General features: G+C 67.3%; 19 protein-coding genes. 10 read left to right on the top strand and 9 right to left on the bottom strand.

The window, feature by feature from the left end; translation table 11 throughout:
• Window positions 1–25: 25 nt before the first annotated feature.
• Window positions 26–889: a VOC family protein gene (locus QSK17_RS33565; protein ID WP_285710211.1), complete on the top strand. Its 864-nt coding sequence runs from the start codon at window positions 26–28 to the stop codon at window positions 887–889.
• A 120-nt stretch (window positions 890–1,009) separates the two neighbouring features.
• Entirely contained in the window at window positions 1,010–1,684 is a 675-nt protein-coding gene (locus QSK17_RS33560) for a TetR/AcrR family transcriptional regulator (protein ID WP_352231888.1), read from the top strand.
• A gap of 351 nt (window positions 1,685–2,035) precedes the next feature.
• Here QSK17_RS33560 and QSK17_RS33555 read toward each other — a convergent pair whose 3' ends face one another.
• A complete protein-coding gene (locus tag QSK17_RS33555) occupies window positions 2,036–2,476 on the bottom strand; it encodes an XRE family transcriptional regulator (protein ID WP_285710209.1) in 441 nt (146 codons plus the stop codon).
• A gap of 150 nt (window positions 2,477–2,626) precedes the next feature.
• Here QSK17_RS33555 and QSK17_RS33550 point away from each other — a divergent pair, with 150 nt between their 5' ends.
• From QSK17_RS33550 to QSK17_RS33530, 5 genes are read left to right on the top strand one after another with little or no spacing between them, the layout of a single operon-like run.
• The gene (locus QSK17_RS33550; protein WP_285710208.1) at window positions 2,627–2,893 is read left to right on the top strand and encodes a hypothetical protein; all 267 of its coding nucleotides are present in this window, start codon (window positions 2,627–2,629) and stop codon (window positions 2,891–2,893) included.
• On the top strand, window positions 2,890–3,741 hold the full coding sequence (locus QSK17_RS33545; RefSeq protein ID WP_285710206.1) for a DUF2637 domain-containing protein: 852 nt from the start codon (window positions 2,890–2,892) through the stop codon (window positions 3,739–3,741). The genes QSK17_RS33550 and QSK17_RS33545 overlap by 4 nt, the downstream gene beginning before the upstream one ends.
• A 35-nt stretch (window positions 3,742–3,776) precedes the next feature.
• A complete protein-coding gene (locus tag QSK17_RS33540) occupies window positions 3,777–4,832 on the top strand; it encodes a DNA primase (RefSeq protein WP_285710204.1) in 1,056 nt (351 codons plus the stop codon).
• Window positions 4,801–5,430: a hypothetical protein gene (locus QSK17_RS33535; RefSeq protein WP_285710203.1), complete on the top strand. Its 630-nt coding sequence runs from the start codon at window positions 4,801–4,803 to the stop codon at window positions 5,428–5,430. The genes QSK17_RS33540 and QSK17_RS33535 overlap by 32 nt, the downstream gene beginning before the upstream one ends.
• Before the next feature lie 18 nt (window positions 5,431–5,448).
• Window positions 5,449–5,664, top strand: coding sequence for a superinfection immunity protein (locus QSK17_RS33530; protein WP_285710201.1), 216 nt, complete (start codon window positions 5,449–5,451; stop codon window positions 5,662–5,664).
• Here QSK17_RS33530 and QSK17_RS33525 read toward each other — a convergent pair whose 3' ends face one another.
• On the bottom strand, window positions 5,665–5,946 hold the full coding sequence (locus QSK17_RS33525; RefSeq protein WP_285710197.1) for a hypothetical protein: 282 nt from the start codon (window positions 5,944–5,946) through the stop codon (window positions 5,665–5,667).
• Window positions 5,940–6,431, bottom strand: coding sequence for a hypothetical protein (locus QSK17_RS33520; RefSeq protein ID WP_285710195.1), 492 nt, complete (start codon window positions 6,429–6,431; stop codon window positions 5,940–5,942). The genes QSK17_RS33525 and QSK17_RS33520 overlap by 7 nt, the downstream gene beginning before the upstream one ends.
• A 55-nt stretch (window positions 6,432–6,486) precedes the next feature.
• On the opposite strand from QSK17_RS33520, the gene QSK17_RS33515 reads away from it, so the two are divergent.
• Together QSK17_RS33515 and QSK17_RS33510 are read left to right on the top strand one after the other, a co-directional pair.
• Entirely contained in the window at window positions 6,487–7,830 is a 1,344-nt protein-coding gene (locus tag QSK17_RS33515) for an NsdA family TPR-like regulatory protein (protein ID WP_285710193.1), read from the top strand.
• Between the two features lie 9 nt (window positions 7,831–7,839).
• Complete coding sequence (locus tag QSK17_RS33510) at window positions 7,840–8,385, top strand: GNAT family N-acetyltransferase (RefSeq protein ID WP_285710191.1); 546 nt, start codon at window positions 7,840–7,842, stop codon at window positions 8,383–8,385.
• Here QSK17_RS33510 and QSK17_RS33505 read toward each other — a convergent pair.
• The 3 genes from QSK17_RS33505 to QSK17_RS33495 form a co-directional block, all read right to left on the bottom strand.
• On the bottom strand, window positions 8,369–9,337 hold the full coding sequence (locus QSK17_RS33505; protein WP_285710190.1) for a hypothetical protein: 969 nt from the start codon (window positions 9,335–9,337) through the stop codon (window positions 8,369–8,371). The genes QSK17_RS33510 and QSK17_RS33505 overlap by 17 nt on opposite strands.
• A gap of 1,114 nt (window positions 9,338–10,451) precedes the next feature.
• Window positions 10,452–11,897, bottom strand: coding sequence for a relaxase/mobilization nuclease domain-containing protein (locus QSK17_RS33500; RefSeq protein ID WP_285710187.1), 1,446 nt, complete (start codon window positions 11,895–11,897; stop codon window positions 10,452–10,454).
• Complete coding sequence (locus QSK17_RS33495) at window positions 11,894–12,322, bottom strand: hypothetical protein (protein ID WP_285710184.1); 429 nt, start codon at window positions 12,320–12,322, stop codon at window positions 11,894–11,896. The genes QSK17_RS33500 and QSK17_RS33495 overlap by 4 nt, the downstream gene beginning before the upstream one ends.
• A gap of 636 nt (window positions 12,323–12,958) precedes the next feature.
• On the opposite strand from QSK17_RS33495, the gene QSK17_RS33490 reads away from it, so the two are divergent.
• Window positions 12,959–13,288, top strand: a complete 330-nt coding sequence (locus QSK17_RS33490; RefSeq protein ID WP_285710182.1) for a hypothetical protein — start codon at window positions 12,959–12,961, stop codon at window positions 13,286–13,288.
• Between the two features lie 317 nt (window positions 13,289–13,605).
• On the opposite strand, the gene QSK17_RS33485 is transcribed toward QSK17_RS33490, so the two are convergent.
• The 3 genes from QSK17_RS33485 to catA form a co-directional block, all read right to left on the bottom strand.
• Window positions 13,606–13,941: an integrase core domain-containing protein gene (locus tag QSK17_RS33485; protein ID WP_285710180.1), complete on the bottom strand. Its 336-nt coding sequence runs from the start codon at window positions 13,939–13,941 to the stop codon at window positions 13,606–13,608.
• A gap of 419 nt (window positions 13,942–14,360) precedes the next feature.
• Window positions 14,361–14,645 carry a muconolactone Delta-isomerase gene (locus tag QSK17_RS33480; protein ID WP_061254242.1) on the bottom strand — a complete coding sequence of 95 codons (285 nt, stop codon included), beginning with the start codon at window positions 14,643–14,645 and terminating at the stop codon, window positions 14,361–14,363.
• 39 nt (window positions 14,646–14,684) lie between these two features.
• Window positions 14,685–15,575, bottom strand: an 891-nt coding sequence (catA, locus tag QSK17_RS33475) for a catechol 1,2-dioxygenase (protein ID WP_285710174.1), incomplete at its 5' end; no start/stop codon positions are given.

Below are 15,575 nucleotides of genomic sequence, written 5' to 3'. Positions count from 1 at the left end.
TCATTATCTATGCTGAGGAGCATTAATGACCGTCAACGGCCAGTCGGCAAATCCCGGATACACGGTCGCCACCGAAGGCACGGCCACGCCGACACTCAAATGGCCGACGTTCGACCACCTGGCCATCGCGGTACGGCGCTGGGAAGACGTTTATCAGCGTTTCGGGGGTGAGCTCGGCGGTCGCTGGGGAATAGCGAATCCGGCCGGCGACTTCGCTCCCTTCCAACTCGGCTTCGGCGCGGGCCTGCGCCTGGAGTTCATCTCTCCACAAGCGCCCGATGGATTCATGCAGCGCTTCATCGAGAGGCACGGCCCAGCTCCGCACCACATCACCTTCAAGGTCCCCTCGCTTGAGGAGACGTTGAGAGACCTCGTACGCCTGGGCTTCGAGACCTTCGGCGGACGGCCCGACTACGACGCGTGGCGGGAGTCCTTCATCCATCCCAGGAACAGCGCGTTGGGCACCCTCGTCCAGGTGGTCGAGGCGGACGTCGAGCTCATCAACCGTGAGGCACCACGGCACGAGCCCCCCGCCGGTTTTCCGACGACCACGCGGGAAGCGGCCGAGATCGCAATGATCGGCGTCACCAGCATGGATCTCGCCCGCGCCCAGGACCTCCTCGGGAGAGCCCTTTTGGGCGACGTCCTGGAGGAAGGGGGCGGGTGGTTCTTCGTCACCTGGGGGCGGGGACGGTCGATCATCGTCCGGGACCCCTCGGCGGCCCCGGGGTTCCCGGCGCTGTGGACCGGACCTCGCGTACCCGGGGTCTCCTTCGTCCTCTTCGGTCCGCCGGATCTGTCCGTCGGCTCGCTGCGCGAGCACACCCAGAGCCTCAGGAAACTGCCCGACCACGAAACGACCGGTATCGACGTCTGGCAGCTTGCCTGACGCACGTCACGAGACAGCCCGTGCGGGGGCGGACCGTCCGGCACGCCCCGCGCGCTCACGGCCCATCAGGCAATTCTGATGCTAGACTACAATTCTGGAAATTAACGGTGTGCATAGCGTCTGCCCGCTCACAGCAGCAGATCTTGCCGCCTCGTTCCCGCAAGTGGGGAGGACAATCTGTCCAGCGGCAAAAATCGCGCGGCGACGCTCGATGGACAGACGGCCGCACCGGCCGAGGCGCGCACCTCATCCCAGCGCGCCCGCCGGGAGAACATCATCAAGGCCGCGATCAGCTTCCTCGAAGAACGCGAGTACGAAAAGATTCAGATCCGTGAGGTGGCTGAGAGCGCGGACGTCGCCTTGGCGACCGTGTACCGCTACTTCCCTTCGAAGGAGCTGCTGTACGTCCACGCCCTATGCACGTGGGGCGAGACGTTCGAGAGCAAGGTCCGCGGTCAGAACCGGAACCTCAACAGCGACGCCGCCCGCATGCGCGCGCTGCTCCGCCGCACCGTACGCGCCTATGGACGTTACCCGCACTTCTACAAGCTGACGATGCTGCTCGAGGTCACCACGGACGCGGCCGCACGTGAGGTCTTCCAGGGATATACGGCTCGTTTCGAGCGCATGCTCGGCGAACTGCTGGTGGACACCGCCGAGCGCGACCGGGAAGTGATCATGATCTTGTCCACGTCACTGCTCGGTGGCCTGCTGCGCAAGTGGTCCGCGGGAAGCCTTTCCCTGCGGCGGGTCCTGGAGCACATCGACGACGCCACCGCCATCGTCTTCGGCTAAGAGCGTGCACCCATGGTGGCGTCGGCGAGCGCCTGAGCCGGGCGCCCGCATGCACGACGGAGAAGCGAGGACCAGAGGAGCGGAGAGGGCCACACCGCCCTCTCCGCTCCTCTTCGACACCGCGGCGGCAGTCAGGGACGTTCCGGTGACCGGGCCCCGCCCTCGACCCACGACCGCAGCTCATGCTTGACGATCTTGCCCGAGCGGAATTCCGGGGGGGTAGGACTTGGGCATGCCAACCCTCTTCTCGTGGGGTCGATGGTGCACAAGTCAAGCAAAGCGACTCCACGGAAGGTGGGGCACATCAGGCGAAACCCGGCGAGGTTCACCAGGCCGCTCTGCTCGGGGATGTTAACCTCCCGGCTTGCTTCGGCCGCGTTCAAGGCGGGCGGCGCTGATGATGAAGTCGGCGACGAGCTGCCGGCCTCCGTCGGACATCTCAACCAGGGCACGCAACGCTTCCCGATTCAGCCCTGACTTGCCGACCAGCGATGACGCCGCGATCTGGTCGGCAGTCTCGTCGCCCTCCTCGTCGTCACCGAAGTAACCGATCGGGACGCCGAAGAACGTCGACAAGGCCTTGAGGGTCTTGAGCTGCGGGTTGTCGGACCGTCCGGTGCGCAGCTTCCAGATCGTGGTCGACGAGAGTTCCTCCCCCGTCGCCTCGGAGATAGCCGCCGCCACGTCCACGTTATTCCTCGGCGGCCGGCTCCCCGCAGGCCAGCGGTTCTGGATCAGCCACTCAATCTTGCTGGCGAGAGACCTGGTCGCGCCCACCTGCTCGTCAGCCATGGCTTGCCTCATCAACTTTAAGCAATACAGCTCGACCTGCATCCATCATTGTTGACAGACGGTGACGCTCTGTGTCTATCCTGCTCGCATCCCATCAACTTCAGTTGATGGCTGTCACACTTCCTTGCTCGAAGGGTACCGATGCCAGCCATGCAGACGCGAGCACCTGACGAGATCAGGGCACGCCACAGCCTTCTCCAGCGCCTCGGCGACGAGCTCGACCGCAGGCACTGCACCACCCGACTCGTCCGCTACCGCGACCACCGTTGGGCGCTCAAGGTCGGCCACGAGACGGTCTTCTGCGCAGGCGCCGAAGGCATCTACGCCTACGTCACGCGCCAGGGCATCATCCTCTCCTCCGCCGACGACACCGGCATCACGACGGCGGCGGCCCAGCTCAGCGGCCAAGCGCGATGACAACGCGCAATCTCACCTTCGCCACCACCGTGGCGAGCTGTGCCGTCGCCCCGCTCGTACTGGCGCTGGCCGTACTCGGTGGGATCGGCTCCTTCACCACTCTCCGTAACCTCGCGGAGCCCTGGTTCGGCGGCCATGCGTGGATCATCCCTATCGGCATCGACGTCGGCATCCTGGCGCTCCTGGCCTGGGACCTGCTCATGGAGTTCGCCGACCTCTCTTGGCCGGTGCTCCGCTGGGTGGCCTGGGGCTTCATCTCCGCAACGGTCGTCCTCAACATCGCCGCCGCCAGCGGCGACCTCACAGCCAGCGTGATGCATGCAGCGATGCCCATCCTCTTCGTCACCGTCGTCGAAGGCGTCCGCCACCTCATCCGCCGCTGGATCGGCCTCACGTCGGACACCCGCCGCGAACGTGTCCCTCTCTCCCGGTGGATCCTGGCCCCGGCTTCGAGCTGCGCGATGTGGCGGCGCATGGTTTTGTGGGACATCGCCAGCTACCCGCGCGGTCTCCAGCTCGAATACGCCCACCTCCAAGCAGTCTCCACGCTCCAGAACACGTACGGCCGATGGCTGTGGCGCTGGAAAGCCCCGCTCTCCGAGCGCATCGCCATCCGTCTCCAGCTTGCGGGCGCGGCGATGCCAGGAGCCGCGCCGCTCCCTCAGCAGGATGCCGATGACCAGCTCATCCAGGCGGCGCAGGCCATCGTCGGTGAGGCCGAGCAGCGCGGTGTACGGCTCAGCCAGATGGACCTGGCCGCCCAGCTCCGCGCCCAGGGCCACCGGATCGCCAACGAACGGCTCCGCTGGCTCACCACCACGATCGGCCTCCGCCGCGACCCCGCGTAAACCGCCGGCAGCACACGCAGAGAAGGGAGCCGAGCGTGCTCATCCCGATCCACCAGCAGGCCGAACGCTTCTTCCTCTTGCGCTACGGCTCCAGCTGGGTCCCCGGCTACCTGGCAGAACGCGGCTTCGACAGGTCCGCTCAGAACAGATGGCGTATCGGCTACGCGCCCGGCGATTGGCGAGCTCTGACCAATCACCTTCGCAGCCTCGGCTTCGGCGACAGCGTGATCGAGAGCTCTGGCCTGGCCCGCAGGACCAGTCGCGGAATGCTCATCGACTTCTTCCGTGACCGGGCCATGTTCCCGATCAAGGACCACAACGGCACCACGATCGCCTTCATCGGACGCGCTCTCGACGGCGAACCGCGCTACCTCAACAGCCCGAAGACCCCGATCTACCGCAAGCGCCAGACCCTCTTCGGCCTGCACGCGCTCACTCCTGACACGGTCCCGGTCATCACCGAGGGGCCGCTCGACTCGATCGCGGTCACCTTGGCCGGCGGGGAAGGCCTGACCGGTCTCGCCCTCTGCGGCACGGCGCTGACCGCCGACCAAGTCCGCGTGCTCACCCGATCGCTTGATCTCAGCCGTGTCGTGCTCGCCTTCGACGGTGACCAGGCGGGCCGAGCAGCCGCCGCGCGCTCATATCCCCTGTTCAAAGGCGTCTGTGCGGCTGAGGCCGTCACGCTCCCTGTCGGTCGCGATCCCGCAGGCATCTTCACTGAAGACGGCCCGACCGCCCTGGCGACAATCCTCACCGAGCAGACGCACCCCCTCGCCGACCTCGTCGTCGATGCCGCGATCGACCCATGGCAACGCTCCCTTGAGTACGCCGAAGGCCGCGTCGGCGCCCTCCACTCAGCCGGTACGGCGATCGCCGCGATGGCACCCCATGACGTCGCCCGGCAGATCGCTCGGGTGGCCGCGCACCTCGGATTCGACCACGCGACCGTCACCGAAGCCGTCACGGACTGCGTCACCTCGCGCCTGGCCAGCGGCGACTTCCCCGCATCGATCGCCTTCGGTGCCACCACCACACGTCCCAAAGGAAGGAATCCCAATGAACGATCACTACGCGGACCCACTCCGTGAAGCCGCCGCTCAAGGAGTCGAGCGTACGGTCCAGATGACCTCGGTGGCCGCGGCCGCCGGCCAGGTGCTCACGCAGATCAAGGCCCAGCGTCTACGCGAGCAGGCAGAGCATGACCGCCAGGCCACGGCCGCGCTCCGCGCCCGCCAGCAGGTCGCGTATCAAGCGGCCCGCCTTCAATGGGCGCCCGCCAGCGATCCCCGATGGCTGCGAACGGCTGACTTCCTGGGTACGGCCCGGGCCTGGGGAGCGGCTGTGCCGTACGCACCGAGCGACTCCGCCGCAGAGCGGGCACGGCTGAGGTGTGAGCAACGACTGCGCGAACTCCATCCGTACGGGATGAGCCGATATGACCGGCTACGCACCGAAGGCCTAGGGCCAGTGGAGGCGATGCGGAAGGCCGCTCCTTTCTTCGCCCGCGTGCCGAATCCCAGAACTGGCTACGCCGCACCAGTACGCAAGGAGCTGTCCACCGCAGTCACGCTCGGCACGCAGGACTTCCCGGTTCCGATCAAGGACGTGGTCCGCACGACCGATGCCGCGCAAGCCGCGCAGGCCGCCAAGCCGACTCCGCGACCTACGCAGAACCTCAAGCCGTAATCGGCCGACTACGGAAACATGTTCGTCGTGGTGGAGAGCTACGCCTTCTGGAGCCTGTTGATCCTCGTCCTAGTGGCGGTGTATCTCCTGCCGACCCTGATCGGTGTTCTTCGCGGGGTCGAGTCCCTCGGACTGCTGATCGCGCTCAACCTCCTCGGCGGGCTGACCTGCATCGGCTGGCCCGCCGCTCTCATCGCGGCATGCATGCTGCCCAAGCGGGTGCGGCGGTGGTGATCAGCGTGCCTCACCCAGCAGGATCCGTTGCCAGAGCCGTTCCATCAGGGCGGTCCGCAGCCACTCGGTCTCGTGGACGACGGGGCCGTCGGTACGACGCACCGTCCGCCGCACGAACAGCAGGCCGCCGCCCTGGCAGAGCTCGTACAGCGTCGCCTTGCACTCGCAGGTGTGGAGCCGTACCCGAACCCGGGCAGCTCGGGCGGCGGGCACACGCCAGGCGAGCTTCTCATGCTTGGCCTGAAGCGGAGCCACATGGATGCCGTGATACTCGCTCAGCACCGCTGTCCCTCCTCGATCGCGCGGAGCCGTACGGCCAGGTCATCGACCGAGTACGTCTCTACGGCCGGGAGGGCGGGGGCCATGGGCACCGCGCAAATCTGGCCTTCGGCGATCCGGAGGATCGACCAGCCGGGGAACTCCATGCGCAGCCGCAGAAACGGATCACCACCAAGCTGCACGGCAAGCAGCCGGGCCGCCCGGCGAGGCTGCCGTGCCGGGTGGACCTGCCACCGACGTGCCGTAGTGGGCCACCCGATCCATCGATCGTCAATTCGGACGACCACACCCTGGGCGATACTGAGGACGGCCACACCCGAACCGCTGATCGTCACATCGGCGTCGTAAGTGACGACGCCAGCCTCTGTCAGGGCATCGCGCAAGAGCGCCATCGTTTCCGGGATCACGCGGCCAGCGTCAAGGAGGCCGCTGGGCCGCCGAAACGCCGAAATGTCATCGACGGCCGATGCCAGATCGGCATAGCACACCGATGCCGCCGCACTTACGGTGAGTAACCGACCTGCGGGAAGGAATGCGAGGCGAATGAGCCAGAACCGGTTGTGCCCGGTCTGCCGGAAGACGTTGCTCAGCCAGTACAGCCAGGAGGCGGTGTGCAGCGCCTGCCTGCGCGGCTCCGCGACTCTGGCCTGGGACTTCGACGCCCTCACTCAGGCACTGGCCGCTCACGACCTCGCGGCCTTCGCGACCATGGTCCGCAAGTCGACGAAGCTGAGCCAGCTGGAGTTCGCCAACCTGGTCGGCTGGGCTCAAAGCACCGTGGCGCGCGTCGAGCGGGGCGAGCGCGACACGCTCTACGACGTGCGGGAGCTGGTGCGCTTCGCGGACACCGTCGGCCTGCCGAGGACGGCGCTGCTGCCCCTGTTCACTGAGGAGACAGACGACATGGATTTGACCAGGCGCGAGCTCGCCGGGCTCGTCGCCAGTGGAGTGATAGCCGGCCTGGCCTGGAACCTTTCGGCCCGCGTCGACGCGGAGCAGATCGGCCTGCTGCGCGAGTCCATCGACCGGCTTTATCGTCAGGACCAGCGGGTCGGCGGCTCGGTCCTGATCAGGACGGCTCTCCTCCAGCTTTCGCGCGTCCGCGCGTTGCTCGACAACGCCGAATTCTCCGAGTCGATCGGCCGCCAATTGCTGTCCGTGGCGGGAGAGCTGTGCGTGTGCGCCGGGTGGCTGGCCTACGACTCCGACGATCAGCAGCTCGCCCGCCAGCTGTATGGCGAGGCCCACCTCTACGCCACCCACGCCGATGACCCTGTCCTCCAGGTTCACGTGGCGTCGAACTCGGCGCTACAAGCCGTACGGCTGGCACGCGAGGAACCTGGCCGGGCGCGGGAGGCCCTGCGATTCGTCGCAGCGGCCGAAGCGGCCTCCCGGCGGTGGGCGACCCCACGTGTGCACGCCCTGCTCGCACTCCGGGAGGCGTACGCGCACTCCATGCTCAAGGACGAGCTCGCCTACCGCTCAGCCATCACGAGGGCGTGGCGTGAGCTGGAGCGCGGCCCGCACGAGGACGACCCTCCGTGGGTGCGGTTCGTGGACGCCGCCGAGCTCACCGGCAACGAGGGGATGGCCGCCGTCCATCTCGGCCAGACCGGACGGGCCGTGCAGCGCTTCGCCGAGGTGGTCGCCGAACCTCGACTCGGCGAGCGCAACCGCACCTACTATCGGGCCCGGCTCGCCATGGCGCACTTGTCCGGCGGCGACGAGGCCGAAGCGTTCGCGCAGGGGACGGACGCGCTATCCACAGGCATCCGGTCGCGCCGTATCCTTCGTGAGCTGACGCCACTACGCGGGCTGGCGGAGCAGTCGCGCGATCAGCACGCCGAGCAGTTCCGAGCCTCGTACGACACGGTGGGCGCGGCGTAGCTTCGTCTCATGCCGCTCACCTTCACCCATCTCGACCGAGAAGCCGCGCGCGATGCCGTCGAGACCGTCGCCGACATCTATCAGCGGTCCTATGTCGAGCGGATCACCGCGGGCGATCCGTTCTACACGGTCGAACGCTTCCTGGGACGCTTCGACCTCTACACGATGAGAGACAGCTTCGAGCTGGTCATCGCTGAAGTCGACGCGGCTCCTGTCGGTCAGACCTTCGGCTGGCCGCTTCCGGCAGCCACCGCCTGGTGGAACGGGCTGCGCACCGAGGTCGCCCCCGGCTTCACGGATGAGGACGGCCACCGCACCTTCGCGCTGTCTGAGATCATGGTGGCTGAGCCGTACCAAGGCCAGGGCATCGCGCATGCGCTGCACGACGAACTGCTGAAAGGACGCCCCGAGGAGCGGGCGACGCTCCTGGTCAGGCCGGACAACGTCGCCGCCTATACCGCGTACCGACGGTGGGGGTGGCACAAGGCAGCCCAGCTTCAGCCCGGCATGGCGGACGCGCCGGTGTACGACGCCCTGATCAAGTCGTTGCGGTGAATCCCACCAGTCTTCTGAGGGCTTCGTCCTTGTCGCAGAGCGCGAGTCGGCGTCCTACCCACGGCGGTGCCGATCGTCCTTCCACTTGGGTGAGCCGGCCGTTCTGGTCGATCGTGCAGGTGACTCCCGACGGCCATGGGTCGAGGAACATACCGAGGATGAGGTCCTCCATGCCGCCCTCGATGATCCGATGCAGCCGCTCCCGCGCCGCTCCGACCGAGGCCACGACGAACAGCCATGACAAGCCCTCGGAAACTCCGGAGTCGGTCCGCTGCCCCGACCGCCGGACGATCTCCACTTCCAGCTCGGTCATCACGTCTTCGAGTGAGTCGAGCACCACCAGGCCGGGGATCTCGACCTCCGCCGCGTACGAGCCGAACAGGCGGATCGCGTCGTCACGCGGCATGAGCACGCGGGTCGTGAGATCCCGTACGGCCAGCAGCTCCAGGACCATCGCGCGAGCGACGTCATCGGTCCCGGGGCCGGTCAGGCCCATGCCGTACAGGGCGGACAGGGCGATCGCGTAGCTGAGGTTCGAGGGCTCCTGACCTCGCTCGGCGGCGTGTTCATGGGCGAGATCCTCGGCGACGGTTCCTTCCTCAGAAACGGTGTACACCTGCGGCGCTTCCTCGTGGTGAGGGGCCTGGTCGCCCGCCGCTTCCTCTTCCACAGCCAGGACCTGCGCCAGCGGGATGTCAGTCTTCGGCGCTTCGATCCGCTCCTGTGGAACGACGTGCTCCCGCACGGCCTCTCGAACCTGGATGGTGTCCCACTCCTGCGACGAGACCCGATCCTGGCTACGCGTGACCTCCGTGGCCGACTGCTTCAGGAGACCCTCGCCCTGCCCGGCAGTCGGCTCTGTCTCGGTCTCCGCCCACGGGACGAGGCCGTGCTCCTCGGAGCGGACATGCACCGTGATAATGGCCTCGCTCTCGGCTTCCTCATCTCGCATGGCCACCTCCCCGAATGGTGCAGGTCGCCGCTGGGAGCCAAGCTTCCTTTGTCCCTTGACCTGCCCTCGTTCCCGTACGGCCACCGACGGCTCGCACGTGGCAGCGCTGAGACGGATCAGCCGGTCAGCGTCGCGTGTCAGTCGGGTCCGGCGCCACCACGTTGTCGCGTTCCCCGCGAGCTGCCGTCGCCTGCGATAGGCCATGACGATAAGAAACATGGCGACCACGCCCGTGGAGATCGTCAGGGGCAGCATCGACGAGGTCTCCTGCTCGCGCGCCGCAGACTGAACTCGCTCGGGCAGTGCCTCAGCAGCGGTCTCAGGGTGAGTCTTCGACGAGGCATCACGAGAGGGCCGCGTTCGCGCGACGACAGCCGGCGGGTGTCCGACGTCACGAGCCCTTCCAGAAACGGCCTTCCGCACAGAGGTCGCGACACGTCGTACTCTTTTGGGCTCGTTCGCCACCGGGATCACGGTGAGATCTTGGGGGTTCGCTTCGCGATCGCGAGGAACCGGCTTGCGGCCCCGCGCAGGTCCGTTCTGTCCCTGCTTCGACGGCTTGCTCGCCTCCGTGGGCTGGACCGGCTGCGGCGTGCTGGTCTCGCCTGGGACGGGCTGCGGCGCAACGGGCTGAGGTGTGACGGCCACCGGCACCTGTGGCGGGGCCGCAGTGGGCAGGACGGGCACCGCCTGCTGTTGCGGCGTGATCACAAGCGGAGCGCTTCCCTTGACGGAATTCCGCAGCGCCTGGCCGAGATCAAGCTGCTTGCCCGTCTGCAGCCATTTCTGCAGCTCCTGTTGCATGCTCGCGCACAGCTTCTCGGCATCGATGTACTGGGCCGCGTTCCCTTTCACGTGCCCACATCCGGCGTCGGCGCGTACCGGCGGCGCCCCCGAACCGGCCAGGGCCGCGACCGCGAGCATGCCGAGGGCCGCCCAGCGGCCTGCCGACCTAACTGAACAGCGCGGACGGATGGGAAGGTCCGTGGCCAGCACGACAGGTCACCCCCAGGTCGATCACCAAGAGAAAGTGATCAACCACATTACGCAACCGTCGCAGCCGATCTCTGTAAGATCGATTGCGAGTCGGGCGGGCAAAGAATGATCTCCCGGCTCACCGGTTGGAACGCCGAGACGTGGAAGGTGCCGGCGACCCGGCGGAACGGCCGGAATTCCGCAGAACCGGCCCGGAAGGCGGCGTGAAACGCCCAGGGAAATCGACGGCGACCAACCCCACCGTGGGGTCTACCGCAACCGATGTCCCGCTCAGGCACTGCGCCGCCGCTCGTGCTGCCGCCGCCTGCACCGTCCGCCCCTGCAGCAAGCGCAGCTCGGCCACCGCGCTCACCAGAGAGACGACATTCGCGATGAGCACGCCTCCGCGCGGCGTCACCCCCGACCTGGCCAGTCTCCGAACGGTTCCTCGAAGCTCAAGTCCCGTCGGCGTAGCGCGCGGAATCCGGGCGTACGGCTCGCGGGCCGCCCGATCGAACGCTTCAGCGGCGTCCCTGAGACGACGATCCTTGAGCAGATCCGCCGCGACATGCAGCAGATCAGAGGTGGCCCCGGCCAGGTCGGCCGCCGCACCCGGATCATCGGATCCCTTGATGCGGTCGGCCGCCCGACCGGCCGCCGTAGCGGCCTCGTCCCAGATCTCACGGCGCTCTTCCGCGCTGATGCCGTCCGCACGACGCCTCTGTTCGCCGCTCTCGACTCCGCTCCCCCACCGCGCGCGGAGCTTCGGAAGCGTGAGGTCGGCGGCGAGCTTGCCGCCACCGAACCAGACCGGCTCCCCTTGCCGGTTGAGATGGACCGGCAGAGCGACCGCGTAACCCGTCACCTCTCCCGGATTCCGCTGGCTGATCCGCCGGCGCACCAGCAGTCCGGCCGCTTCCAGCCTACGGAAGAACTCCTCTTCCGAACCCGCCCCCGCTGCGGCCGTGACCACCTGCCGTCGCAGGGCGGCACGAGGAGTCTCCGCCCACCGGCGCCTGCGGGCCTGCTCGGTCTCGCTCCGTGTCGGCCGGCGAGCCGCCGTACGATCGCCGGGCGCCGTCACCCGTAGCCCAAAGCGTCGCTCCACCGCCTGGCACGCCTCCCGCACCCGGTAGAAGTCGTTCCAAGTCTTTGGCTTGGTCCCGTCCTGGCGGGCGAGCGTGGCCACGATGTGGATGTGGTCGTCGGCATGCTGTACCGCGACCCACCGCACCCCGTCATCGTCCCCGTCGGGCGCGAGCCCGGTCTTGTTCATGATCTCGTACGCGACCCGGGCCCATTCATCATCGTCCAGGGTCCGATCCTCGCGAGCGGCGCGAACAGCGCAGTGCCAGACCGGCTCCCGGTAGCCGTCATCCCCGAGCGCGGCGAGCGGCTGGTTCAGCAGTCCGATCAGATTTCGGAAATCCCGCCCGCCATCCGGCCGGAGTGGCGGCTCCAACTCTGCCGGATGCCGCCACCCCGCGACGATGTGGGGGTTGACGTGCTCGTTCGCCCTGCCCGGGCCGTACAGGTAGTAGACCAGCCCGTCGACGCGCGTCCCCCGGATCACCTTTCCGATCATCGGATTTGCTTCCGTACGGCTTCCGCAACACCGTCCAGCCGCTCCACCGCCTTCAGGCAGGCCGCGGCGTACGGAAGAAGGTGTCCAGGGTCGGCGCCGGTGGCATTGAGCGCCGCGACGGCCTGGTTGAGGTTGACACCGATCCGGCGTGCTTGCCCGGACGCGTGCATCAACTCGATCAGCGCTTCGCGCAGCGGGTCCGGCATCGGCGGGTTCGCCATCCGCGCCGCCGCCAGCGCGGCCTCGGCCGCGTACGCACCGTGTGCCAGCCCGAGCCGCTGCGCCGCGTTGCGAAAGTCGGCGAACTCCTCATCGGTGAGCACGAACTTCACCACATGCGGCCTCGCTGTCGCCTGTCGCTCCCGCCGCCGCTGCCGGACCTTCTTGGCCCCGGAGTTCCCCCCGCCCTCTGCCCCGTCGGCCATGCCGTAGACCACCCCCGAAGGGACCGCGCCCGGTCCCAGTTGATCAGAACCCACCCCGCGTCAGCTGCAAGGGTGGGTGGTTCTGATCATTAATGTCCCCCTCTGAAGCCCGCCGGATTCAGAGGTAACGGGACATTACGAATATCTTGCTCTCCCCGCTCTGCTGCTGCCGCCGCTGTCCTGCTGTCGCTGTCGGCTGTTAGGTAGAGCCCGCAGGGTTCGGCTGACCACGTGCGTCCCCCGCCTGGCCGAAGCCCCTGGTGTACACGCGACCCAACTACTGACCCGGATCCGTGAACTGGGTATGCAGCTAGCGCCAATCTGCTGGCGCGCCAGCTCAAGCAAGGCCGCACCGATCTCGAGCGCGCCGCCGCTTGACATGCACGTGCCGCCTCAGGTCATAGGCCTTGCGCAGCGGTCCCCGGTACCCTGCGCAACTCGCTGTTCATCCTGGGCGCGCGACGGCGGCCGTGCGGCCCCACGCCGCTCCGGTAACGGTCCCCTCAAGCGGTTTCAACGCCCTGGCCAGCTACACCCTCACGCCACCACACCTTGTGTTCGATAGCCACAAAGAGTTACTGAGTGTAGTCAAGAATGGGGGCTGTTATGCGTACATGCACGATCATCTTTGGCATAATGATCATCATGCTCAGCATGACCTCGACCGCGTCGGCGAAAGGCATCGGCTGGCGTGACGTACAGCTGTACGGCTCTGTGAAGGTCAGCTCCGACCGCAAGCACATCAAGGTGTGCGACCGCCTCGACGACGGTATCGAGGTATGGGCGGAATACAAGACGTCCTACCTGCTCACGCACACCGTCAGGGACGAGAAGGGCGGTGATGGCGCCTGCGCAAAGGACAGCGTCTTCTGGGGACACATCACCGTCTTCAAGCTATGCGCCGGTTACAGCGGCCCCAACCAATGCAATCGCGATATCCAGATCTCCCCGACTCTGTCGTGGTGATCGCGATACGCCTGCTGCCAGTACCGGCAGCGCTCAGTACCAGGCTGTAAGGCCGCGGCGACCGATCTCAGCTTTCCTGCAATGAAGCCTCGAAGTTGGTCGGAGGGCCGGTTCTTTCACTGAGCCCGGCCCTCACCTCTCATCAAGGCATCGTTGCAACAGCCCTGCGCAGGTCGAAGACTTCGCCGACGTCATCCTCACCGCCTGAACCAGCTACAGGCAGTGCTCTCGCACGCCTAACGGCCCGCCAACACCCGAACTCGAGCTGACCTTCGAGGAGCACCGCTCGGCCTTTGGGCGCCAAGAACTCGGCCACCTTATGCGACCTGCGCGTATTCGTGGATCAGCCCGCCGAGGCGGTCACGTCGGATGACCTTGATATCGTCCTCGACCGGGTCGGGAAGGTCTCGTAGCGGAGCGGCCTGGCCCAGGGAGCGATGTGGGCATTGCTCGTTGAAGTGGGCCTCGTAGATGGCCAGCACACGTCGTAAGTGGCCAGCGTTGACGATGAGGATCCGATCGAGGAGTTCTCGGCGCAGACCACCGATCCAGCGTTCGGCGAAAGCGTTGGCCCGCGGAGCGCGAGGTGGCGTCTTGTGGAGGCTCCCTGCCGCACCAGATTGGCATGCCAGCGCAGCAATGCCCGGCGTCACGAAACCGCAGGCGCCCGGCTGTGGGCAGTAGCCGCGCCAGCGCGGTGATCACAGCTCGGTCCGCCCACGATGGTCGCGGTCGGGCGACCCGGCGGCGCAGCACCGCGAGCTGATGGCGCAGCACCATGATCTCAACGCCCTTCGACGCGTCCGAGCGGGCCATCAGCATCAGCCAGCCCATGAGCCGGAGAAAGATCAGATAGAGCAGCCGCAGCGCCATGAAAGACGATCGCACAGCGAACGCTCGAGCGCCAAAACACAGGTCAGCCCCACTGGCCGAGTTTCTGGCCCCAGCGGATAGCGCGGATCTAAGCAATCGGCATGAACGAGCCAGCCCCGCCTATGGGCGACGTGCAGGCAGGCCAGCTGACCCACTCCGCCGCCCTGGAGGGGCTCCTCGGCAGCCGTACCGACCGAACTCAGGCGACCCGGATGTCCGACGGATGAGTCGCCAGCGGGGTGATCTCGATGGTCATGTACGGGAAGAGTGGCAGGTTCCATAGGATCTGATGCAACCGCTCGTTGCCGGACACGTCGAAGATGCTCAGGTTGGAGTACCGGCCCACCCGCCGCCAGATGTGCAGCCACTCGCCGGACGCCTGGAGTTCGCGGGAGTAGCTTCTCTCACGATCGATCAAGGTGGCCTTCTCGCCCGGATCCATCGCGGGCGGGATGGCGACGTCCATCGTCACGGCGAACAGCACGGGCCGGTCTCCTCTCGTCGTGTGCGGGCTTTGTCGGTCTCAGGCGGGGTCCAGCACGAAGTCGTAGGTGACCTCGTGGCCCGTCCCGTCGCCGGTCGGCCGGGGGTCCAGGATGAGCTCCGGCTTCACCGCCGAGGCGATGTCGTCGGACACGTGCTCGTCGCCCCTGAAGTAGAGCTGCGTGGTGATCAGCTGGTGGCCCGGCGCGGACACCTTCAGGTGCAGGTGGGCCGGTCGCCACGCGTGCCATCCCGCGGCCGCGATGAGCTTGCCGCACGATCCGTCGGTCGGGATCTGGTACGGCGCCGGCTGCATCGTGTGGATCTTGAAGTTCCCGTTCTCGTCGGCGACCACGGTGCCGCGCAGGTTCCACTCCGGGACGCCGGGCGCGAACTGCGAGTAGTACCCGTCGTCGTCGGCGTGCCAGATCTCCACCCGCGCTCCGGCCAGCGGCGTGCCGGACACGTCGCGGACCTGCCCCTGGAACAGCAGGGGCGTCCCCTCCTCCCCTTCGCGCATGGGCAGGGTCGTCTCGGCCGGGAGCTCCGGCGAGTCGGGCACGTAGTACGGCCCCTCGATGCTCCCCTTGCTGCCCTCGCGGGACTCGGTCGCGACCTGCTCGACGACGTGCTCGACCCACACGTCGAGGAAGAGCGGCCACTCGCCGTCCTGCCCGACGCCGATCAGCCACGCCTTGAGCGCGTTGTACTCGTCATAGGTGACCTTGTGGCGGCGGATCGTCGCGTGGACCGCCTCCAGCACCTCGCGGGCGAGGAGACTGACACGCTCGGGGGACGTGTCGGCGACCGAGCTCGACTTGTCGGTGAAGAACCGCTCGGTCGCGGACGCGCCGGAGTCGGCCGCGGCCGGGGTGACGGTGTCGTTGGTCGCGTTCATGCTCTGGTACCTCCTGGTGTGCGGTGACTGGTG

This window comes from Microtetraspora sp. NBRC 16547 (assembly GCF_030268965.1).
Lineage (GTDB): Bacteria > Actinomycetota > Actinomycetes > Streptosporangiales > Streptosporangiaceae > Microtetraspora.
The sequence above is the reverse complement of the archived record's forward strand: the minus strand, read 5'-3'. Positions and strand labels throughout refer to the sequence as shown.